We start from the raw sequence: 20,047 nt of genomic DNA on the forward strand, positions 1-20,047 counted from the left end.
AGGGCGAAACACGGCGCGCTTTAGGTTAGAACTATGTTGAAACAACGGTGAGCGGGCGCCAGACCTTTCGAAGTTTGGTTTCGCCGCCGCTTTTCGCTATGATGTCCTTGAGCACTTTGAAAGACGCCCGCATGTACCGCGCCGTGACCCGCCAGATTGAAGTCACCGTCGAGCCGAATTTCCTGCCGGAACGTTCGTCCGCCGACAAGCCGGAATATTTCTGGTCCTACACCATTGTCATCGTCAATTCGGGCAGCGAAACCGTGCAATTGCGGAAGCGGCACTGGATCATCACCGACGGCACTGGACGAAAGCAGGAGATTCGCGGCGAAGGCGTGGTCGGCGAGCAGCCGGTGCTCGCGCCGGGCGAACGCTTCGAATATACCTCGGGGGTGCCGCTGCCGACCGCGTCGGGCATCATGGCGGGGCGCTATCAAATGGTGACCGCGAGCGGCGAACCTTTCGAGATCGACGTTCCGACGTTTTCGCTCGACAGCCCGGATGGCAAGCGCACGCTGAATTAAGGTGTTCGGCGCCTGGCACGCGGCAATCCATTCTGTTCGAAAGACTCTTGCCAAGCCCGATGGATGCGGGGTCAAGCCCGCGTATGACGCGGAGATGCGCTCCGTTCCCCTGACGCATCGCAACGCGCAGTTGTTCGCAAAGCGATGCGCTGAGCCGGGGTCCGGCCGTACACGCCCGGGGAAGACCTACTCCACCCCCGCCTGTTCCGGCGTGAACTCATACACCGATGAACAAAATTCGCAGGTCACCGCGATCTTGCCGTCTTTCACCATCTCGGCGCGGTCGTTCGGCGCGAAACTTTTCAGCATCGCTGACACCGCCTCGCGCGAGCACGAACATTGCGCGCGCAGCGGCAGCGACGGAAACACCCGCACGCCGCGCTCATGAAACAATCGATACAGCAGCCGTTCGCCCGACAGATCCGGGTCGATCAGTTCGACGTCTTCTACCGTTGCGATCAGCGACTGGCCTTCGACCCAGGCGTCGTCTTCGGCCACCGTGTGCGCCGCCACTCCTTCCGGCGCGTCGCCGGGGTCCAGGTCGGGCTGCCGCGCGCGCTCGGGCGCCTTGGGCAGGAATTGCAGCAGCAGGCCGCCGGCACGCCAGCGATGCCGTGGTCCTTCTCCGCCGCGCCATTCCTCGCCGACCGCGAGCCGCACCCTGGTCGGAATCTGCTCGGAGCGCAGAAAATATTCGTGGGCGGCGTCTTCGAGGCTGCCGCCTTCGAGCGCCACCAGCCCCTGATAGCGGCTCATATCCGCACCTTGATCGATGGTCATGGCGAGATGGCCATGTCCCAGCAGCGCGCCGGAATTCAGACCCGGCGCAAGCCGCGCGGCATCGAAACGCGCATAGGCGCGCAACCGGTCCGGAGCCTGGAAATCCACGATCAAAAACGACACCGGACCATCGGTCTGGGTCTGCAGGATGAAGCGGCCGTCGAACTTCAGCGACGAGCCGAGCAAGGTGGTGAGCACGATCGCCTCGCCGAGCAGTTTGCCAACCGGCGCCGGATAATCGTGCTTGTTGAGAATGTCGTCGAGCGCCGGGCCAAGCCGCGTCAACCGTCCGCGCAGGTCGAGCGAGGCGACCTCGAACGGCAGCACGGCGTCGTCGACCGGAACCGGGGATGGGGCGCGGATCGGGGGTTCGGCGACGGGTTTCTGATCGGGAGATGATGGGGTCATGGCGCTTTATTTGGGGTCGATGGACGTGAATCGAAACCCCCTGGAGTGGCGTGAAATATCCTGATGTCATCGCCGCGAAGGCAGGTGGGACCCATAATCACCGACGGCGATGTGGGGCGGCAGTGTCAACGCTTGAGGACAGCAATGCTCGAACCGATGGTTGGAGGCTATGGGTCCCCGCCTTCGCGAGACGACGGCGTAGTCCTACCCCACCTTGTCGAAGCACCACGCCAAGATGCCCTTCTGCGCGTGCAGGCGATTTTCCGCTTCGTCGAACACGACCGATTGCGGACCGTCGATCACCTCATCGGTAACCTCTTCGCCGCGATGAACCGGCAGGCAGTGCATGAACAGCGCGTCGGGTTTTGCCAACGCCATCAGCTTGGCGTTGACCTGATACGGCTTCAGCAAATTGTGCCGGTGCTCGCCATCCTTGTCGCCCATCGACACCCATGTGTCGGTGACGACGCAATCGGCGCCGCGCACCGCGGTTTCCGGATCGTTGCCGAGCACGATCGGCGCGTTGGTGGCCTTGATCCAGTCCTTCATCGCCTTATTCGGCGCAAGCTGCGGCGGCGTCGCCACGTTTAATTGAAAGTGAAACCGCTCCGCCGCATGCGCCCACGACGCCAGCACGTTATTGTCGTCACCGGTCCACGCCACGGTACGGCCCTCGACCGGCCCGCGATGTTCCTCGAACGTCATCAGATCCGCCATTACCTGGCAGGGATGCGAGCGCCGTGTCAGCCCATTGATCACCGGCACGGTGGCATGAGCCGCCAGTTCCAGCAGCGAGTCGTGATTGAGAATACGGATCATGATGGCGTCGACATAGCGCGACAGCACCCGCGCCGTGTCGGCGATGGTTTCACCGCGGCCGAGCTGCATCTCCGCTCCGGTCAGCACGATCGATTCGCCACCGAGCTGGCGCATGCCGACGTCGAATGAAACGCGGGTGCGGGTCGACGGCTTCTCGAAAATCATGGCCAGCGTCTTGCCGTCGAGCGGCTTGTCGCGCTTGTGCTGCGCCTTCATCGCGGCTCCGGCGTCGAGCATGGTGCGCAATTCTTTCGCCGGCAACGCGCTGAGATCGAGGAAATGCCGCGGCGGCGTGCTCATTGCCCCGCCGCCCGTTTCAGCTGCGGATCGGACAGCGCCACGCAGGCGCGCTCGAGCCGGGCGACGGACTCGTCGATCTCGGATTCGGTGACGATCAGCGGCGGCAGGAACCGCACCACGTTTTCGCCGGCGCCGACGCTGAGCAGCTTTTGATCGCGCAAGCCATTGACGAGATCGCCCGACGGCACCACGGCCTTCAAGCCGATCAGCAGCCCCTCGCCGCGCACCTCGGCCAGCACCTGGGGATAGCGGTCCACCACCGAGGCCAGCTTCTGCTTCAGCAGCAGCGACATTTTCTGCGCGTGCTCGAAGAAGCCGGGCTTCAGCATCACGTCCAGCACCGCATTGGCCGCCGCCACCGCCAGCGGATTGCCGCCGAAGGTGGAGCCGTGCGAGCCCGGCGCCATGCCGGCCGCGGCTTCCGCCGTGGCAAGGCAGGCGCCGATCGGAAAACCGCCGCCGAGCGCCTTCGCCAGCGACATCACGTCGGGCGCGACGCCGAGCCGCTTGTAGGCGAACAATTCGCCGGTGCGGCCCATGCCGGTCTGCACCTCGTCGAATATCAGCAGCAGACCGTTGGCGTCGCAGAGTTCGCGCAAGGCCCGGAAGAACGCATGCGGCGGGGCGCGGACGCCGCCCTCGCCCTGCAGAGGCTCGATCAGGATGCCGGCGGTGTTGGGGCCGATAGCCCTCTTGACGGCGTCGAGATCGCCAAGCGGCACCTGGTCAAAGCCTTCCAGCGGCGGGCCATAGCCTTCAAGATATTTGGCAGCTCCGGTGGCAGCCAGGGTGCCCAAGGTCCGGCCGTGGAACGCGCCTTCAAAGGTGATGATGCGGGTGCGCTCCGGGCTGCCTTTGGAAAAATGGTAGTGGCGCGTCATCTTGAGCGCGCATTCCATCGCCTCGGCGCCGGAATTACAGAAGAACACGAAGTCGGCAAAGCTTTGTTCGCACAGCCGTGCCGCCAGCCGCTCGCCATCCGGACTCTTGAACAGGTTCGACATGTGCCAGAGTCTGGTTGCCTGCTCCTGCAGCGCCGCGACCAGATGCGGATGCGCATGGCCCAGCGCGTTCACCGCCACGCCGCTGGTGAAATCGAGATAACGCTCGCCGTCGGTCCCGATCAGCCACACCCCTTCGCCGCGCTCGAAAGCAAGGTCCGCCCTGGCGAAGACGGGAAGCAGGTGTGATGGCGCGCTCTTGGTCATGGCGTCACTGACGGTTTGAGCAGGGCGGTTCCGACAGCACCATGGCGCGATCGGCTCGGCACCGGCGAAGCGAAAACAAAACGTGCCGCCTTTTCGGGGCGGCACGCGGTCATCATTCTATGCGCGCGCCGACAACTGTCAACCGCCCTTGGAACCGACGGACCCGGAGCGCACCGCGGAAAATGACTCGCAAGTTATAAGGTGGCGGAAGGTGTGGACGAGTGACGCGGACTCTTGCGCGTGAGTCACTGCCTATTGTAGCCTCCGGGCTGTCGGGTACGACATCTCGTGCGGCGTTCTGCTCTCAACGGTTCTCATGTTCGGCGTAAACGCCCGGGCGCGCAAAACAGCGCCCGGCGAGGGCTAAGGGATTCTGCCTGCAGAGATTTTGGGAACTGGACTCGTAGCGTTGCCGCCGCAAATGGCCGGCGCAACCGAAGGGATAGAGTGCGATGACGGTATTGACCTGGACCGACGATCGCGTCGAACAACTGAAGAAACTCTGGGAAGCCGGCCTGTCGGCGAGTCAGATCGCCGCGGAACTCGGAAATGTCACCCGCAACGCGGTGATCGGCAAAGTGCACCGGCTGGGGTTGTCCGGCCGCGCCAAAAGCCCGTCGTCGGCGGCGCCGCGCCAGCGCAAGGCACGCCCGGCCCAGCACATGATGCGGGTGTCGCGTCCGCAGTCGCGCGGCAACACCGCGCTGGCCCACGCCTTCGAAGTCGAGATGGAGCCGGATCCGGTCGCCTATGACAATGTAGTGCCGATGAGCCAGCGGCTGTCGCTGCAGGAACTCAGTGAGGCCACCTGCCACTGGCCGATCGGCGATCCCAGTAGCCCGGAATTCTTCTTCTGCGGCGGCAAGGCGCTGCCGAGCCTACCTTACTGCGCACAACATTCCCGCATCGCCTACCAGCCGGCGGGCGACCGCCGCCGGCAGCAGACCAAGCCGACAAGGTAGAATTTGTCGTCCCCGCGAAGGCGGGTAGACAACTCACTCGGCCTTTACGAACCGGTCGTCCAGCGCATATCCGGCGCCGCGCACGGTTCGGATCGGGTCCTGCTCGCCATCTGGATTGAGCAGTTTGCGCAGGCGGCCGATATGCACGTCCACGGTGCGCTCGTCGATATAGATGTCACGGCCCCAGACGCTGTCGAGCAACTGCTCGCGGCTGAACACGCGCCCGGGATGCTCCAGGAAAAACTCCAGCAGGCGGTACTCGGTAGGCCCGAGATCAATCGGACGGCCGGAGCGCGTGACGCGGCGTTTGTCTCGGTCGAGATTGATGTCGCCATAGGTGAGTACGGTAGCCAGGCGTTCCGGGTTCGCGCGTCGCAGCAGGCCCTTCACCCGCGCCAAAAGTTCCGGCACCGAAAACGGTTTGACGATGTAGTCGTCGGCACCGGTGGCAAGGCCCCTGACCCGCTCGCTTTCCTCACCGCGCGCGGTCAGCATGATGATCGGCAGCGCCCTGGTTTCCGGCCGCGCCCGCAGACGGCGGCACAGTTCGATTCCGGAAAGGCCCGGCAGCATCCAATCCAGCACGATGAGATCGGGAAGGTGCTCCTTCAGCCTGGTGTCGGCGTCGTCGCCGCGCCCGACCGTTTCGACGTCATAGCCCTCGGCGTCGAGGTTATAACGCAACAGCGTGGTCAGCGCTTCCTCGTCTTCCACCACCAGTATGCGCGCGCTCATGTGCTGTTCCCTTATCGATCTGGTCTCCCGTCATTGCTGGGCTTGCCCCCGGCAATCCATCCGCATCGAAGAATTCGTGCAAAGATGGACGGATGCGCGGGTCAAGCCCGCGGATGACGTGCGGTGGTGCGTAACACCTCAACTTCCGGGTATCGCATTGGCAAAGGTCGTCATATCGCCCTTCGGGCGCTTGTCGAGGATCTGCTGGCCCTCGATCATGTAGAAAACGGTTTCGGCGATGTTGGTGGCGTGGTCGCCGATCCGCTCGATATTCTTGGCGCAGAACATCAGATGAATGCAGAAAGAGATGTTGCGCGGGTCTTCCATCATATAGGTCAGCAACTCGCGGAACAGCGACGTGCAGATGGCGTCGACTTCCTCGTCGCCTTTCCAGACCGCCATCGCCGACGGCAGGTCGTGCGCGGCGTAGGCGTCCAGCACCGCCTTGACCTGGCTCTGCACGAGGTCGGTCATGTGCTCGAGGCCGCGGATCAATTTCAGCGGATGGAAGTCACTGTCGAGCGCGGTGACGCGCTTGCCCATGTTCTTGGCCAGATCGCCGATCCGCTCCAGATCGGTTGCAACCCGCATGGCGCTGACGATTTCGCGCAAATCTACCGCCATCGGCTGGCGCCGCGCGATGGTCAGCACCGCACGCTCCTCGATCACGCGCTGCAGTCCGTCGACCTCGGCGTCGGCGGCGACGACGCGTTTGCCGAGCGCCGCGTCGCGGCGCACCAGCGCGTCGACGGATTCAACGATCATGCGCTCGACCAAGCCGCCCATTTCGGCGACCAGCCGGGTCAGTTCCTGCAGATCGCTGTCGAACGCCTTGGCGGTATGTTCTGAGGCCATCTCGAATTCTCCCTAGCCGAACCGGCCGGTGATGTAATCCTGGGTACGGCGATCGGCCGGCGACGTGAAAATCCTGTTGGTCTCGTCGAACTCGATCAGTTCGCCGAGATACATGAACGCCGTCTTGTCGGAAACGCGCGCGGCCTGCTGCATATTATGGGTGACGATGGCGATGGTATAATCCTCCGCCAGTTCCTGGATCAGTTCCTCGATCTTGGCGGTCGAAATCGGATCCAGCGCCGAGCACGGCTCGTCGAACAGGATCACCTCGGGCCGAACCGCGACCGTGCGGGCGATGCATAATCGCTGCTGTTGTCCGCCGGACAGGCTGAGGCCGGAGGCGTTGAGCTTGTCCTTGACCTCGTTCCATAGCGCGCCGCCGCGCAGCGCTTTTTCGACGCGGCCGTCCATCTCGGACTTCGGGATTTTTTCATAAAGCCGGACCCCGAACGCGATGTTTTCGTAGATCGTCATCGGAAACGGCGTCGGTTTCTGGAACACCATGCCGACCCGCGCACGCAGCAGATTGAGATCGAGCCGAGGGTCGAGCACGTCGGTGGAATCCAGCATGACCTGGCCGCTGGCGCGCTGACCGGGATAAAGATCGTACATCCGGTTGAAGACGCGCAGCAGCGTCGACTTGCCGCAGCCGGACGGGCCGATGAAGGCGGTGACGCGGTTGGCGCCGAGCGAGAGATTGATGTTCTTCAGCGCGTGGTGTGCGCCGTAGTAAAAATTCAGGTCGCGCACGGTGATCTTGTTGCGTGCTTCGACCTGGCGGGCCGCCGCCGGATGCGACGCATTGGCAACGCTGACGGGTACGGAGAGATTGTTCATTTCATCGTCCTCTCGGCGCCGAGAATGCGCGCGCCGATGTTCAGGGCAAGCACGGCAACGGTGATGATCAGGGCCCCGCTCCAGGCCAGCTGCTTCCAGTAGGCATAAGGGCTTTGCACGAAGTTGTTGATGGTTACCGGCAGGTTGGCCATGGTCTTGGTCAGATCCAGGCCGAAGAACTGATTGGAGAGCGCGGTGAACAGCAGCGGCGCGGTCTCGCCGGCCACGCGCGCCGTCGCCAGCAGCACACCGGTGATGAGGCCTGCGCGGGCGGCACGATAGGCGATGCGCCTGATCACAAGCGAGCGCGGCAGGCCGAGCGCGGAGGCCGCCTCGCGCAGCGGATGGGGCACCAGCAGCAGCATGTCCTCGGTGGTTCGCACCACGACGGGGATCACGATCACGGCGAGCGCCAGCGAACCGGCTAAGGCCGAGAAGCCGCCCATCGGCACCACCACGGCGCCGTAGACGAACAGACCGATGATGATCGAGGGCGCGCTCAGCAGAATGTCGTTGATGAAGCGGATCACCGAGGTAAGCCGGTCGTTCCTGCCGTATTCGGCCAGATAGGTGCCGGCGAACAGCCCAAGCGGCGCGCCGATGCCGACCCCGATCGCGGTCATGATGATCGAACCCGTGATGGCGTTGAGCAGCCCGCCTTCGGTGGAGCCCGGCGGCGGGGTGTTCTGGGTGAAAAGTTGCAGGCTGATGCCGGCCAGGCCGTTGTAGAACAGCGTGAACAGGATCAGCGCCAGCCAGCTGACGCCGAACAATGCGGCGGCTACGCACAGCAGTCTTACGATGACGTCGAACCGCCTGCGGGATGCGTAAATCGAATTCATGCTGTTACCTGGACCGGCATGATGTTTCCGGAAAGCCGGTGTCCGCTGCTCCGGATCATGCTAATTCCCAGCCTTCTTTTCCAGCCGCATCAGCATCAGCCGGGCGGCGGCGAGAACGAAGAAGGTCAGCACGAACAGCAACAGTCCGAGCAGGATCAGGCCGGACTGATGCAGCCCGTCGCTTTCGGCGAACTCGGATGCGATCGCCGCCGAGATCGTGGTGCCCGGCGCGAAGATCGACGATGAGATGCGGAACGAATTGCCGATAATGAATGTCACCGCCATGGTTTCGCCGAGCGCGCGCCCGAGCGCCAGCATGATGCCGCCGATGACGCCGACGCGGGTGTAGGGAATGACCACGTTGCGGACCACTTCCCAGGTGGTGCAGCCGATGCCGTAAGCGGCCTCCTTCAACACCGGCGGCACCGTCTTGAACACGTCGACCGAAATCGCGGTAATGAAGGGCAGCACCATGATTGCGAGGATCAATGCCGCGTTGAACAGGCTGAGATAGGACGGAGGCCCAGCGAAGATCGTGCCCAATACCGGCACGCCGTCGAACAGCCGGATCATGAACGGCTGAAACGTATTGGCGAGATAAGGCCCGAGCACGAAGAAGCCCCACATGCCGTAGATGATAGACGGGATTCCGGCGAGCAACTCCACCGCGAGGCCGATCGGGCGGCGTAGCCATATCGGGCAGATTTCGGTGAGGAAGACCGCGATGCCGAGCCCGACCGGAATCGCGATCATCATGGCGATGACCGAGGTCACCAGCGTGCCGTACAGCGGACCGAGCGCGCCCAGCATCGGCGGATCGGCCGACGGCGCCCAGCGCTGCGTCCACAGGAACGCGATGCCGTATTCCTTCATCGCCGGCCAAGCGCCCACCACCAGCGAGAGAATGATGCCGCTGAGAATCAGCAGGACGGACACCGCGCAGGCGCGGGTGGTCCAATAGAACGCCGTGTCGCCGAATTTGAACGCGCTCAGCGCCTTGGCGCGATCATAGGGCCCGGCAGCTTCGATTGAAGAACCCTGAACCGCCATATCCGCCACGCTGGTGCCCCCTTTATCACATTCACACGCGAACCGCGCCTCGGACGCAGCGCAGCGCGCAGCCCTAGCGAAGCGGTGGCGCTGCGGAGCCCGGGCCGTAGCGGGCGCCGGCGTCCAGTATGGTCCCGGCTCTGCGGAGCGGCATGGAAGAATGCCGCACCGCGTCCGGGACACGCGGGGTCAGCTCCTGATATCGGCCGACCAGGTTTTTTCGATCAGCTTGACGACCGAATCCGGCATTGGGATGTAGTCGAGCTCCTCCGCCATCTTGTCGCCCTTCTCGAACGCCCATTTGAAGAACTTGACGGCTTCCTGGGATGCGGCTTTGTCGGCGGCGTCCTTGTGCATCAGGATGAAAGTCGCCGCCGTGATCGGCCAGGACGCTTCGCCGGGCTGGTCGGTCAGGATCACGTAGTAGCCGGGAGCGTTCGACCAGTCGGCGTTGGAAGCCGCGGCCTGGAAAGCCGCCACGGTCGGCTGCACGGTCTTGCCGGCCTTGTTGATCATCGCAGCAAAGGTCAGCCGGTTCTGCTTGGCATAGGCGTATTCGACGTAGCCGATCGCGTTTTTGGTCTGGCCGATATTGCCGGCGACGCCTTCATTGCCCTTGGCGCCGACGCCCGCCGGCCATTCCACCGCGGTGCCGGAGCCGACCTTGGCTTTCCATTCGGCGTTCGACTTCGACAGGTAATCGGTGAAATTGAACGTGGTGCCCGAACCGTCGGAGCGCCGCACCACCGTGATGGCGTCGGCCGGCAGCATCAGGTTTGGATTGAGTTTTGCGATCGCGGCGTCGTTCCATTTGGCGATCTTGCCGAGATAGATGTCGCCGAGCACTTGGCCCGACAGCACGAGTTCGCCGGGCTTGATGCCTTCGAGGTTCACCACCGGCACGATCGCGCCCATCACCATCGGCCACTGTACCAGGCCGTCCTTTTCGAGCACTTCGGCTTTCAGTGGCGCGTCGGTGGCACCGAACGTCACCGTCTTGGCCAGGATCTGCTTGATGCCGGCTCCGGAGCCGATCGACTGATAGTTCAGGCTGTTGCCGGTCTCTTTCTTGTAGGCGTCGGCCCATTTCGAATAGACCGGGAATGGGAAGGTCGCGCCTGCGCCGGTGATATCGGCGGCCAATGCCGAAGCCGAGGCGGCGACCAGGCCGGCAGCGGCGATGATGTTGAGGAAATTCATGGATGCGTCTCCATCTCGTGAGCGAAGCGCCGGATGCGCCCGATTGCGCTCACGCCGCCCCGTGTAGGGACGGTCGATGCCGCTTTTACGAAGCTTTGATGACAGTTGGATGACGGCAGCAAGCCTATGGCAATGCTTGGTTTTATCCGCTGCGCGCCGGGATCCGGGGAAAGCAGGCGGTGAAGGTGGCGCCGTTTTTCGGGACGCTTTCGATCAAAAGACGGCCGCGATGACGGTTAACGATATGTTTGACCAGCGATAAACCGAGGCCCGTGCCGCCTTGCGCGCGGCTGTCGCCGACATCGACCCGATAGAAGCGTTCGGTCAGCCGCGGCAGGTGTTCGGGCGCTATTCCGGGGCCGAAATCGCGTACCGCGACTCGAATTTCGCCGGCGCCGTCCGGTGCATTCGCCGCTGCCGCCGACACCACGACCTTGCCGCCGGAAGCGCCGTATTTCAGCGCGTTCTCGATCAGGTTCTCGAACAGCCGCAGCAGTTCCTCGCGATCGCCGGCGATCAGTACTGGCGTTGCCGGCAAATCGATCTCGATTCCGACCTGGCGTTCACTTGCCAATGGCTCCAGCCCGTCGGCGACCTGGCGGATGATGGGCACGATATCGACCAATGTATCGGGGCGGACATGCGCGGAGAGTTCGACTCGCGACAGCGACAGCAGGTCGTCGATCAGCCGCGCCATCCGCGTCGCCTGCGCATGCATGATGCCGAGAAAGCGCTCGCGCGCCTTGGCGTCGTCCTTGGCCGGGCCCTGCAGCGTATCGATGAAACCGGACAATGCCGCCAGCGGCGTGCGCAGTTCATGGCTGGCATTGGCGACGAAATCGGCCCGCATTTCCTCGGCCCGGCGCAGCGGCGTCTGGTCGTGGAACGTCATCAGCATGCAATAGTCCGAACCGCCGAACGTGGTCGGCACCAACACCGGCGTGATGATCAGTTCGATCCAGCGATCGACCGGGACGTGATCGAGATAGCTGGCGCGCCGCGGCTCCGCGGCGGCGATGGCTTCGCGGAGTGCCGTAATGATGTCGGGTGAGCGCAACGCGAACTGCGCCAGTTCATTCTTGCGCAGCGCCGGCGCCAGTTGCGACGCCGCCGCATTGAAGTGGATGACGCGGCCGGCGCGGTCGAGCAGCACCGCGGGATCCGGCATGCCGGCGACGATGGCCTGGACCGCCGCGGCTTCAACCGGATTGCCGCCGAGCGTGTCCTCGCGCGACGTCACCGCATCGTGCAATCGCCATGGCACCAGGGCTGCGCCGACAACGCAAATGAACACGGCGATGGCGCGGGCCGGCGAAACCTCGCCGAAGGTCACCAGGGCCGCCAGCGCGAGAGCCGCCGTCAGCAGGACGATGGCCGAATGCCGCAACCGGTCCGGCCAGAGCGAGAAGATCGAAGAGGAAGCGTCGATCGCCATCGGCTCGGTTGTCTCCTCCTCCGGATTCGGTCAGGCGCCGGAGTCGCCGTGCTCGCGCAGATACGGGCCGTCGCGCTTGGGCTGGACGTCAAGAGCCGGCGTCAGCTTGCGAAGGCGTTTCAGCCGCGCTCCCAGGATAATTTCCCGAAGCGTCAGCAAGATTACGGAAACCAGGAATGGCGCGTAATAATAGAGTAGCCGGAATAGCAGCATGCCGGCGAGCAGATCTTCCTTGTCCATCTGCCACAGCCCGACCAGCATGGCGGCGTCGAACACACCGAGGCCGCCGGGCGAATGGCTGGCGAAGCCGAGCAGCGTCGCGGAGACGAATATCACCGCGACAACGACAAAGCCGAGATTGGGCTCGTCCGGCACCAGCATGTACATCGCCAGCGCGCAAAAGCCGAGATCGACAATGCCGATCACAATCTGCAGCAAGGTCAGCGGCCCCCCCGGCAGTACCACCGTCCAGGGCCCCCGACCGACATGTCTCGGCTTCATCCAGACCCAGGCCACGTAGCCTACGAGGCCGACAATGATGCCGATCGCGACGATACGGTTGAGCCAGGGCGGCAGTCGATCGATATTGGCCGCCGCCTCGGGGTGATAGCAGATGCCGAGCCCCAGCACCGCGGCGTTGCCGAGCCAGAACGTCAGGCCGGCCAGAAAGCAGATCTTGGCCACGTCGATCGCATTCAATCCCCAGGCCGAATAGATCCGATAGCGCACCGCGCCGCCGGTGAAGACGCTGGCGCCGACATTGTGGCCGATCGAATAGCTGGTAAAGGCGGCGAGCGCGTTGACCCGATAGGGGATATCCGGCCGGCCGATGGCGCGGACCGCAAACAGATCGTAAAACGTCAGGGTGAAATAGCCGGCGGTGACGAACAGCGCCGCCAGCGCGATCGAGCGGTATTCGGTCTGCTTGATGGCTTCGACGACATCGTCGATCTCGATGCCGCGCAGCATATGATACAGAACATAGCAGGCGATCGCGATGACCGTGACGCTGACCGCTACACCCAGCTTATGCAGGATTTGCTTTTGGCGCAGAAACGAGATCGCCCTGCGTAGTGCTTCCAGCATCTAGACCTCGAACTGCGACCCGTCGGCGAAAGCGGTCGAACGAGCGCCCCCGGCCCAGCCGTCCTAGCGCGTTTTGAGGCGGAGTGGAATTCGGTTCGTGTGAATAAAACGCGTTCCTTCAATATATTAAGGGAGATGCGACACGCCGCTGCACAGTTTTGCTGCAATTTATGACGGCAGCAGGCGACCCTTCTCCAAGGACGGGCCCAGCCGCATCAAGAGTCCCGGGCGTGGCGCGAAATGACGCGGTCGCGCAGCCGCGACCCGACCGCGCAACCAATCAGGTAGACCGCGAACAGGACAAGCCCGAGATCGAGCCAGTAGCCGGGGCGGCCGGGCACCACGCGCGCCAGCGCCGCGGCAACGAGGATAACGGCCAGTCCCGCAAGCCAACGGGCCATGGTTTTTGAGACGCCCTGGCCACGATGAACCACGGCGATCCAGCCCATGCCGAGGCCGAGCAGCAGCGCCGTGATGATCCAGCCCCAGTGAAACGTCGCAATATACGTCATTGCGTTCACCTGACCAGGAATTCGATGCGGCGGTTTTGCGCCTTGCCCTCGTCGGTATCGTTGCTGGCCACCGGCTGCACGCTGCCATAGCCCACCGCCTTAAAGCGCTCGGCGGGCAACCCTGCTCTGACCAGATATTCAGCAACCGCTTGCGCACGTTTTTCCGACAGCGCCTGGTTGAACCCTTCATCGCCGTCGGTATCGGTATGGCCTGCGATTTCGATATTGGCCGTCGGGCAGCGCAGCGCGGTCTCGATCAGCCGATCCAGCAGGCCGGCCGAATCCGGATCGATCGCGGCGCGCCCGGATTCAAACCGGATTTTTCCCCTGGCCAACAGATCGGAAAACAATTGCTGACACACCGTGGCATCGACAGGCGCCGCGGCGGGTTTTACCGACATTTCCGGCGTTGCCTGCCAACCTTTCGGGACGTCTTTCGCAAGACCGGCACGGATCTGGCCCGCGGCCGCTTCGTAGAGCGCATCGCCCGATAACTTTACCTCCCGGTCGGACACCACGAGCGTGCCGGTCGACAGCCGCGACAACGCGCCGAGCGCCGGGATTACGGCGCTGGCGAAGCCGGACGGGGCGCCGACGCTGGCCTTGAGATTGTCGACCACCTTTTCGCTGAAGAACTTGCGCTCGGCAGCGGCGGCGAGCGCGGCGTGGACGGCGTTGTCGGGCACGTAGCCGGTCAGCGTCAGCGTCACCGCGACGGGATCCTTGTAGGCCTGAAAGATATAAGGCGGCGCCCTGATCTCGTTCGCGGCGACCGAAAATCCCTCGGGAAGATTTTTCAGCGCCGCCGCGACGGCTTCCCGGCCGCCAAGGTCGCGCGCCATGCCGGAAAGGCTGACCTGTGTATCGGAGAGCGTGATCTTGCCCTCTTTCAGTTTGCCGATCTGGTCGATCAGCAGCAGCGCCGCGGCGTCGAAACGGGCAGGCGCCCCGCGTGACAGGCCCATATGATCGACTACCTCGACGCCATTCAACGTGCCGCGGGCGGTGTCCAGCAGCCTGGCTTTGCTGGCCGGCAGCGGAGTGCTGCCGCCGAGCGTCACCCGCACGACATCGCGTTCGGCAGACCAGACGAACGGCTTGGCTTCAGGAACGAGGCGGGTGTTGTCGTTAACCAGCCGCACGCCGGGAACAGCATCCACCGATGCGACCGCGCTGCGCCGTCCGTCTTCGGAAAAGGCGTCGGCCGAGAACGTAACGTCGCGGCCGGCCACCGCGATTTTCGTTTTGTCGAGGACGGTATCCTGCAGCGCGGCGGCGCTGCGCTGAGCCAAATCGGACTCAAGCGGCGCGGTGCCGGTCCAGGCGGCGAATGCCCAAAGGATGACGAGAGGAATCGCACCCGGCCACCATTTGCTGCTCCACCTGAAAAGTCCGTGCATTCGCCATCCTGCGGGGGTTCGCAATCAGAGAAAACAAACCCTTGCGGGGCTGTCAAACTGGAAATACCACGGAACGGGCCGCTCGCCGTCGGCCGTCCGACTAACTGTTTCTTCAGCGGTTTTCAGCTAGCTTGACCCCAGTCCAAACCGGCCGGCGATAATAATGAAGCAGTTCCGCAACAACGTCATCCGCGCCGGGCTGGAAGCGCTGTATCTGACCGGCGCGCATCACCTGCTGCGACCGGTTTTTGCAGGCGTCGGCGGCATTTTCATGCTGCACCACGTTCGCCCGCGCCGCGACCACCGGTTCCAGCCCAATCATCATCTGGAAATCACGCCGGACTTTCTGCGCGCGATGCTGGCTCACCTTCGCGTCCATGACATCGACATTGTCACCGTCGACGAAATGCATCGACGGCTGATGCAGCGCGACTTCGCGCGCCGTTTTGCCTGCTTCACGTTCGACGACGGCTACCGCGACAACCGCGATTTCGCGCTGCCGGTGATGCGTGAGTTTGACGCACCCCTCACCGTCTACGTCGCCAGCGATTTCGCACAAGGAACCGGCCGGTTGTGGTGGGTCGCGCTGGAAATGGTGGTGGCCCGGGCGCAGGCGATCGAGGTCGAACTCGGCGGCGTCTCGATTCGCCTCGATGCCAGCACGATGGACGCCAAGCACGCCGCGTTCGACCGGCTGCACAACCGGATGCGCGCATTGCCGAACGAACACGACATCCGCCGCGAGGTCAGTGCGCTATGCGCGCGCCACGGCGTCGATGAGAACGCCATCTGCCGCGACCTCTGCATGTCATGGGATGAATTGAAGCCGTTCGCGGACGATCCCCTGGTCACTATCGGCGCCCATACCATCACCCATTGCAACCTCGCCAAGCAGGCCGAGGCCGTCGCCACCCATGAGATGGCGGTCAGCCGCGCGCGGATCGAAGCCGAACTGCAGCGTCCCGTCGTGCACCTCGCTTATCCCTACGGCGACAAGATCGCGGCGGGCGCGCGCGAATTCGCGCTGGCGCAGGCAGCCGGTTTCAAAACCGCGGTGACGACCCGCCCCGGGATGATCTTTCCCGGAAGCGCCGGCCATCTCACCGCCCTTCCGCGGGTCTCGTTGAACGGCAATTATCAGGACCGGCGCATCCTGCCGGTGCTGACCTCGGGTGCTGCGACCGCGATGTGGAACGGATTCCGCCGCATCGACGCGGCGTGATGTCGTCCCGCGAAGGCGGGGACCCACGTCGTGTCGTATCAGTTTAAGCGATGGCGTTGTAACGCTTGCGTACAATCACAAATGCCAGGGGTTACGGGTCCCCCGCCTTCGCGGGGACGACGCAGAGCTTGCCTTGACTCATCCATCTCCCGCGCCCAAAACTTCGGCCAAAGATAACGGGAGGGGCAGCATGTTCAAGGATCTGTTTTCGTTGAAGGGCCGCATCGCGCTGGTGACCGGCGGCTCGCGCGGCATCGGCAAGATGATCGCGGCCGGGTTTCTCGCGCAGGGAGCGGCGAAGGTTTATATCACCGCGCGCAAGGCCGGACCGTGCGAGGCCACCGCCCAGGAATTGACGGCGGAATATGACGGCCAGTGCATCGCGCTGCCGATCGACATCTCGACGGTCGCGGGCTGCGACAAGCTTGCCGCCGAGATCGTCAGGCTGGAGCCGAAACTCGACATCCTCGTCAACAATGCCGGAGCCGCATGGGGTGCGGAATTCGATGAATTCCCGGAAAGCGGCTGGGACAAGGTGATGGATCTCAACGTCAAGTCGATGTTCTTCCTGACCAAGGCGCTGGCCAAGCCGCTGCGCGCCGCGGCGTCCACCGAGAAGCCCGCCAAGGTCATCAACATCGCCTCGATCGACGGCATCTTCATCAATCCGATGGAGACCTATTCCTACGGAGCCAGCAAGGCGGCCGTCATTCATCTGACGCGGCGCCTGGCGACCAAGCTGATCAAGGAAAACATCGTGGTTACGGCGATCGCACCGGGCGCGTTCGCATCCGACATGAACAAGGCCGCGCGCGATCACGCGGATGAAGTCGCCAAGCGCATTCCGTCGCGGCGGATCGGCAGTGAGGAGGACATGGCGGGGCTGGCGATTTTTCTGGCCTCCCGCGCCGGCGATTACGTCGTGGGCAACGCGATCGCGATCGACGGCGGCGTGGTGTATGCGAGCGCGGGGCTGGAAATCGCGGGGTGAGGATCTCTCATGCGTCATGGCCGGGCTTGTCCCGGCCATGACGACTTAACGCATGTGGCTCCTAATACGTCTCGACGTGATATCGGCCGTCTTCGCGCATCGCGGTCTTCAGCGCGGCCCAGTCGATCGCAGCACCCCGGCAGACGTCGGCAAAAGCTTCATCGACGCCGCTTTCCATGCCCTTGAGGCCGCAGATATAGACATGGGTATGGGCGTCGTTGAGCAATCCCGCCACGACTGAAGCTTCAGTGCGGATGCGGTCCTGCACATAGACCCGCGGCTGCCCCGGTACCCGCGAATAACAGAAATGTTTTGCCAGCAATTTCTCAGGCACCTTCTGCAGCGGCCCGAAATACGGCAGCTCCTCGGGCCGGCGCGCGCCGAAGAACAGCATCAGGCGGCCCGGCGCATCCACCATGGCGCGGCGGCGGCGCTCGGTGAAAGCGCGGAACGGCGCGGAGCCCGTGCCGGTGCAGATCATGATGATGTTAGACGCAGGGTCGTTCGGATGCAGAAAAGTGGCGCCGAACGGACCGGTGACGTCGAGTTTGGCGCCGCGCGGCAGGTCGCACAGATAGTTCGAGCAGACGCCGTCGGGCTCGCGCTTTACCGTCAGCGACAGATTGTTCGCGTTCGGCTTTTCGCCGTCGCGGGCGCTGGCGACGGAATACAGCCGCACCAGATGCGGCTTGCCGTCGGCGGTCAAGCCCGGCGTGACGATGCCGATACTCTGGCCTTCCAGCACCGGAAATGGCTGGTCACCAAAGTCCAGGATGATGTGGCGGACATCGGAATCCGCATCGGCATGGGTGAGCCGGAAATTGCCGGTGACCGTCGCTTTCGCAGGCTTGCCTCGGTTATAGAGATTGACCGTGGGCTTGGAGGCAGAATGCGGCGCCACCGCCTTGCCGCCTAGCCCTTTGCGCGCCTCCTCGAGCAGCGCGCCGATTTCATCTTCCAGCGCCTCGACCGCCTCGCTGGACTCCCCGCTGTCGACGTCGGCTTGCGCCGGCAGGTCGCTCCAGGAAAACTGCTCCCGCAGCGAATAGGGCGAAGCGACGATGCGCCAGTTGTCGATGGCGCCGGTCGGACACGGCGCGATGCAATCCATGCAGTAATTGCAGATCTCGGCGTCGACCACATAGTTGTTGTCGTCATGCGTCACCGCGTCGATCGGGCAGGTCTCCTCGCAGGTGTTGCACCTGATGCAGATTTCCGGATCGATCAGGTGCTGTTTTTTCAAAGGTGCGTTCATCGAACGAAACCCGGCAATAAAACGATCGTCATGGCCGGGCTTGTCCCGGCCATCCACGTCTTAGACCATTCCGCGTTGCCAAGACGTGGATGCGCGGGACAAAGCCCGGGCATGACGACTTGGGTGCGCTTCGCGACATCACGCCGCGATCTTCACATATTCGAATTCGCCGGGCTTGTTGTCGATGCCGACTTTGGGCGGCGAGATCCAGTTGGCGAATTTGCCTGGTTCGCTTTCCGGCATCATCAGCGAGGAGACAAAATCGCCATCGTCGGCCGACGGCAGATAGTCGCCCTTCACCCTGGTCCACTCGGCGTCGGAGAGGATGATCCCTTTCGGCGTGGCGTTGACATCCCTGAACTCGCCGATCTGGCGGTGAAACGCGGTGTGCGGCAGCTCGAAGCGGAAATTGACGCCGGCCTTTTCGATGATCCTGTTCCAGCGTTCGACGCCCTTGACGCAATCCTGCGTGTAATCATCGCGCAGCCGCATGTTGAGCGCGGTCAGCGCCGGCTCGTCGACCAGTTTTATTTCGCCATCGACCAGCTTCAGCACCTGATAGATGTCACCGGTCAGGCGGTGATCGTCGTCGATCTTGGTTTCCTGGAAGCGGCCCTTGAGACCGGAATTGTAGAAATTCGCGGCATTGGTGGAAACCTCGGAGCCGAACAGATCGAGCGACAGCGAGTAATGCAGGTTCATCTTCTTCTGCATGGTAGGCAGATCGATGACGCCCAGCGCCCTGACCTTCTCCACCGCATTGGGATCATCGATCCCCGCCGCCTTCATCGCCTCGCACGTGCGCTGCAGGATGCGACCGACCCCGGTTTCGCCGACGAACATGTGGTGCGCCTCTTCCGTCAGCATGAAGCGGCAGGTCCGCGACAACGGATCGAAGCCGGATTGCGCCAGGCTTTCGAGCTGCATCTTGCCGTCACGGTCGGTGAAGAAGGTGAACATGAAGAACGACAGCCAGTCCGGCGTCGCCTCGTTGAAGGCGCCGAGCATGCGTGGGCTATCGGCGTCGCCGGAGCGGCGGCGCAACAGATCATCGGCTTCCTCGCGGCCGTCGCGGCCGAAATATTTCTGCAGCAGGTAGACCATGGCCCAGAGGTGGCGGCCTTCCTCGACATTGACCTGGAACAGATTGCGCAGGTCGTAGAGCGACGGCGCGGTTTTGCCGAGATGGCGCTGCTGCTCCACCGAAGCGGGCTCGGTGTCGCCTTGAATCACGACCAGTCGGCGCAGCATGGCGCGATATTCGCCGGGAATTTCCTGCCAGGCCGGCTCACCCATGTGCTGGCCGAAATTTACCTTGCGCCCGGTGTCCTGCGGGGCCAGCAAAATGCCCCAGCGATATTCCGGCATGCGGACGTAATCGAATTTCGCCCAGCCCTTTGGATCGACGCTGACGGCGGTGCGCAGATAGACCAGCGAATCCTGAAAACCGTCCGGCCCCATGTCGTTCCACCAGTCCAGATAGCCGGGATGCCAGCCCTCCAGCGCTTTCAGCACCTGCCGATCCTCGGTGAGATTCACGTTGTTGGGGATCTTGGTGGTGTAATCGACGTTCATGAGGTTCATGGCCCAACTCCTGCTCGGAATTTCGAGGTTCGTCATGCCCGG

19 protein-coding genes are annotated in these 20,047 nt (G+C 63.4%); 4 read left to right on the forward strand and 15 right to left on the reverse strand.

Annotation, left to right across the window (positions count from 1 at the left end):
- The first annotated feature begins 131 nt into the window (after positions 1-131).
- Positions 132-524, forward strand: a complete 393-nt coding sequence (gene apaG / locus ACFE72_RS04415) for a Co2+/Mg2+ efflux protein ApaG (protein ID WP_375411879.1) — start codon at positions 132-134, stop codon at positions 522-524.
- A gap of 186 nt (positions 525-710) precedes the next feature.
- On the opposite strand, the gene ACFE72_RS04420 is transcribed toward apaG, so the two are convergent.
- From ACFE72_RS04420 to ACFE72_RS04430, 3 genes are all read right to left on the reverse strand, one after another.
- On the reverse strand, positions 711-1,712 hold the full coding sequence (locus ACFE72_RS04420) for an Hsp33 family molecular chaperone (RefSeq protein WP_375411833.1): 1,002 nt from the start codon (positions 1,710-1,712) through the stop codon (positions 711-713).
- 204 nt (positions 1,713-1,916) lie between these two features.
- Complete coding sequence (gene argF, locus ACFE72_RS04425) at positions 1,917-2,831, reverse strand: ornithine carbamoyltransferase (RefSeq protein ID WP_375411834.1); 915 nt, start codon at positions 2,829-2,831, stop codon at positions 1,917-1,919.
- Positions 2,828-4,039, reverse strand: a complete 1,212-nt coding sequence (locus ACFE72_RS04430; RefSeq protein WP_375411835.1) for an aspartate aminotransferase family protein — start codon at positions 4,037-4,039, stop codon at positions 2,828-2,830. The genes argF and ACFE72_RS04430 overlap by 4 nt, the downstream gene beginning before the upstream one ends.
- A gap of 452 nt (positions 4,040-4,491) precedes the next feature.
- On the opposite strand from ACFE72_RS04430, the gene ACFE72_RS04435 reads away from it, so the two are divergent.
- Positions 4,492-5,001, forward strand: coding sequence for a GcrA family cell cycle regulator (locus ACFE72_RS04435; protein WP_375411836.1), 510 nt, complete (start codon positions 4,492-4,494; stop codon positions 4,999-5,001).
- A gap of 33 nt (positions 5,002-5,034) precedes the next feature.
- Here the strand turns inward: ACFE72_RS04435 and phoB are convergent, their stop codons facing one another.
- The 10 genes from phoB to ACFE72_RS04485 all read right to left on the reverse strand — a co-directional run bounded on the left by phoB (position 5,035) and on the right by ACFE72_RS04485 (position 14,953).
- Entirely contained in the window at positions 5,035-5,736 is a 702-nt protein-coding gene (gene phoB / locus ACFE72_RS04440) for a phosphate regulon transcriptional regulator PhoB (RefSeq protein ID WP_375411837.1), read from the reverse strand.
- Between the two features lie 138 nt (positions 5,737-5,874).
- Positions 5,875-6,591, reverse strand: coding sequence for a phosphate signaling complex protein PhoU (gene phoU / locus ACFE72_RS04445; RefSeq protein ID WP_375411838.1), 717 nt, complete (start codon positions 6,589-6,591; stop codon positions 5,875-5,877).
- Between the two features lie 12 nt (positions 6,592-6,603).
- Positions 6,604-7,428 carry a phosphate ABC transporter ATP-binding protein PstB gene (gene pstB, locus ACFE72_RS04450; RefSeq protein WP_375411839.1) on the reverse strand — a complete coding sequence of 275 codons (825 nt, stop codon included), beginning with the start codon at positions 7,426-7,428 and terminating at the stop codon, positions 6,604-6,606.
- A complete protein-coding gene (gene pstA / locus ACFE72_RS04455; RefSeq protein ID WP_375411840.1) occupies positions 7,425-8,270 on the reverse strand; it encodes a phosphate ABC transporter permease PstA in 846 nt (281 codons plus the stop codon). Before pstA ends, pstB begins: the two co-directional genes overlap by 4 nt.
- A 60-nt stretch (positions 8,271-8,330) precedes the next feature.
- On the reverse strand, positions 8,331-9,329 hold the full coding sequence (gene pstC / locus ACFE72_RS04460; protein ID WP_375411841.1) for a phosphate ABC transporter permease subunit PstC: 999 nt from the start codon (positions 9,327-9,329) through the stop codon (positions 8,331-8,333).
- 180 nt (positions 9,330-9,509) lie between these two features.
- Positions 9,510-10,520 carry a phosphate ABC transporter substrate-binding protein PstS gene (gene pstS / locus ACFE72_RS04465; RefSeq protein ID WP_375411842.1) on the reverse strand — a complete coding sequence of 337 codons (1,011 nt, stop codon included), beginning with the start codon at positions 10,518-10,520 and terminating at the stop codon, positions 9,510-9,512.
- A 142-nt stretch (positions 10,521-10,662) separates the two neighbouring features.
- On the reverse strand, positions 10,663-11,955 hold the full coding sequence (locus ACFE72_RS04470) for an ATP-binding protein (RefSeq protein ID WP_375411843.1): 1,293 nt from the start codon (positions 11,953-11,955) through the stop codon (positions 10,663-10,665).
- Between the two features lie 30 nt (positions 11,956-11,985).
- Positions 11,986-13,041 carry a lysylphosphatidylglycerol synthase domain-containing protein gene (locus ACFE72_RS04475; protein WP_375411844.1) on the reverse strand — a complete coding sequence of 352 codons (1,056 nt, stop codon included), beginning with the start codon at positions 13,039-13,041 and terminating at the stop codon, positions 11,986-11,988.
- 215 nt (positions 13,042-13,256) lie between these two features.
- A complete protein-coding gene (locus ACFE72_RS04480; RefSeq protein ID WP_375411845.1) occupies positions 13,257-13,553 on the reverse strand; it encodes a hypothetical protein in 297 nt (98 codons plus the stop codon).
- A 5-nt stretch (positions 13,554-13,558) separates the two neighbouring features.
- Entirely contained in the window at positions 13,559-14,953 is a 1,395-nt protein-coding gene (locus ACFE72_RS04485) for an OmpA family protein (RefSeq protein ID WP_375411846.1), read from the reverse strand.
- A gap of 163 nt (positions 14,954-15,116) precedes the next feature.
- Between ACFE72_RS04485 and ACFE72_RS04490 the strand changes: the two genes are divergently transcribed.
- The gene (locus ACFE72_RS04490) at positions 15,117-16,175 is read left to right on the forward strand and encodes a polysaccharide deacetylase family protein (RefSeq protein ID WP_375411847.1); all 1,059 of its coding nucleotides are present in this window, start codon (positions 15,117-15,119) and stop codon (positions 16,173-16,175) included.
- 190 nt (positions 16,176-16,365) lie between these two features.
- Positions 16,366-17,166 (forward strand): SDR family NAD(P)-dependent oxidoreductase, encoded by an 801-nt coding sequence (locus ACFE72_RS04495; protein WP_375411848.1) that lies wholly within the window; start codon positions 16,366-16,368, stop codon positions 17,164-17,166.
- Between the two features lie 61 nt (positions 17,167-17,227).
- Here ACFE72_RS04495 and boxA read toward each other — a convergent pair whose 3' ends face one another.
- Both boxA and boxB read right to left on the reverse strand, forming a co-directional pair.
- On the reverse strand, positions 17,228-18,421 hold the full coding sequence (gene boxA, locus ACFE72_RS04500; protein WP_375411849.1) for a benzoyl-CoA 2,3-epoxidase subunit BoxA: 1,194 nt from the start codon (positions 18,419-18,421) through the stop codon (positions 17,228-17,230).
- Positions 18,422-18,559: 138 nt separating this feature from the next.
- Positions 18,560-20,005 carry a benzoyl-CoA 2,3-epoxidase subunit BoxB gene (boxB, locus tag ACFE72_RS04505; RefSeq protein WP_375411850.1) on the reverse strand — a complete coding sequence of 482 codons (1,446 nt, stop codon included), beginning with the start codon at positions 20,003-20,005 and terminating at the stop codon, positions 18,560-18,562.
- Positions 20,006-20,047 lie beyond the last annotated feature (42 nt).

It is taken from the genome of uncultured Bradyrhizobium sp., assembly GCF_964252615.1.
GTDB lineage: Bacteria > Pseudomonadota > Alphaproteobacteria > Rhizobiales > Xanthobacteraceae > Bradyrhizobium.

What these genes read in the sequence shown, in the direction of transcription:
- ACFE72_RS04480 (WP_375411845.1), bottom strand. Translation starts at nt 13,553, where the DNA reads ATGACGTATATTGCGACGTTTCACTGGGGCTGGATCATCACGGCGCTG.
- ACFE72_RS04490 (WP_375411847.1), top strand. Translation starts at nt 15,117, where the DNA reads ATGAAGCAGTTCCGCAACAACGTCATCCGCGCCGGGCTGGAAGCGCTG.
- argF (WP_375411834.1), bottom strand. Translation starts at nt 2,831, where the DNA reads ATGAGCACGCCGCCGCGGCATTTCCTCGATCTCAGCGCGTTGCCGGCG.
- pstS (WP_375411842.1), bottom strand. Translation starts at nt 10,520, where the DNA reads ATGAATTTCCTCAACATCATCGCCGCTGCCGGCCTGGTCGCCGCCTCG.
- phoU (WP_375411838.1), bottom strand. Translation starts at nt 6,591, where the DNA reads ATGGCCTCAGAACATACCGCCAAGGCGTTCGACAGCGATCTGCAGGAA.
- pstA (WP_375411840.1), bottom strand. Translation starts at nt 8,270, where the DNA reads ATGAATTCGATTTACGCATCCCGCAGGCGGTTCGACGTCATCGTAAGA.
- ACFE72_RS04485 (WP_375411846.1), bottom strand. Translation starts at nt 14,953, where the DNA reads ATGCACGGACTTTTCAGGTGGAGCAGCAAATGGTGGCCGGGTGCGATT.
- phoB (WP_375411837.1), bottom strand. Translation starts at nt 5,736, where the DNA reads ATGAGCGCGCGCATACTGGTGGTGGAAGACGAGGAAGCGCTGACCACG.
- ACFE72_RS04430 (WP_375411835.1), bottom strand. Translation starts at nt 4,039, where the DNA reads ATGACCAAGAGCGCGCCATCACACCTGCTTCCCGTCTTCGCCAGGGCG.
- pstB (WP_375411839.1), bottom strand. Translation starts at nt 7,428, where the DNA reads ATGAACAATCTCTCCGTACCCGTCAGCGTTGCCAATGCGTCGCATCCG.
- boxA (WP_375411849.1), bottom strand. Translation starts at nt 18,421, where the DNA reads ATGAACGCACCTTTGAAAAAACAGCACCTGATCGATCCGGAAATCTGC.
- ACFE72_RS04470 (WP_375411843.1), bottom strand. Translation starts at nt 11,955, where the DNA reads ATGGCGATCGACGCTTCCTCTTCGATCTTCTCGCTCTGGCCGGACCGG.
- ACFE72_RS04420 (WP_375411833.1), bottom strand. Translation starts at nt 1,712, where the DNA reads ATGACCCCATCATCTCCCGATCAGAAACCCGTCGCCGAACCCCCGATC.
- apaG (WP_375411879.1), top strand. Translation starts at nt 132, where the DNA reads ATGTACCGCGCCGTGACCCGCCAGATTGAAGTCACCGTCGAGCCGAAT.
- boxB (WP_375411850.1), bottom strand. Translation starts at nt 20,005, where the DNA reads ATGAACCTCATGAACGTCGATTACACCACCAAGATCCCCAACAACGTG.
- ACFE72_RS04495 (WP_375411848.1), top strand. Translation starts at nt 16,366, where the DNA reads ATGTTCAAGGATCTGTTTTCGTTGAAGGGCCGCATCGCGCTGGTGACC.
- ACFE72_RS04435 (WP_375411836.1), top strand. Translation starts at nt 4,492, where the DNA reads ATGACGGTATTGACCTGGACCGACGATCGCGTCGAACAACTGAAGAAA.
- ACFE72_RS04475 (WP_375411844.1), bottom strand. Translation starts at nt 13,041, where the DNA reads ATGCTGGAAGCACTACGCAGGGCGATCTCGTTTCTGCGCCAAAAGCAA.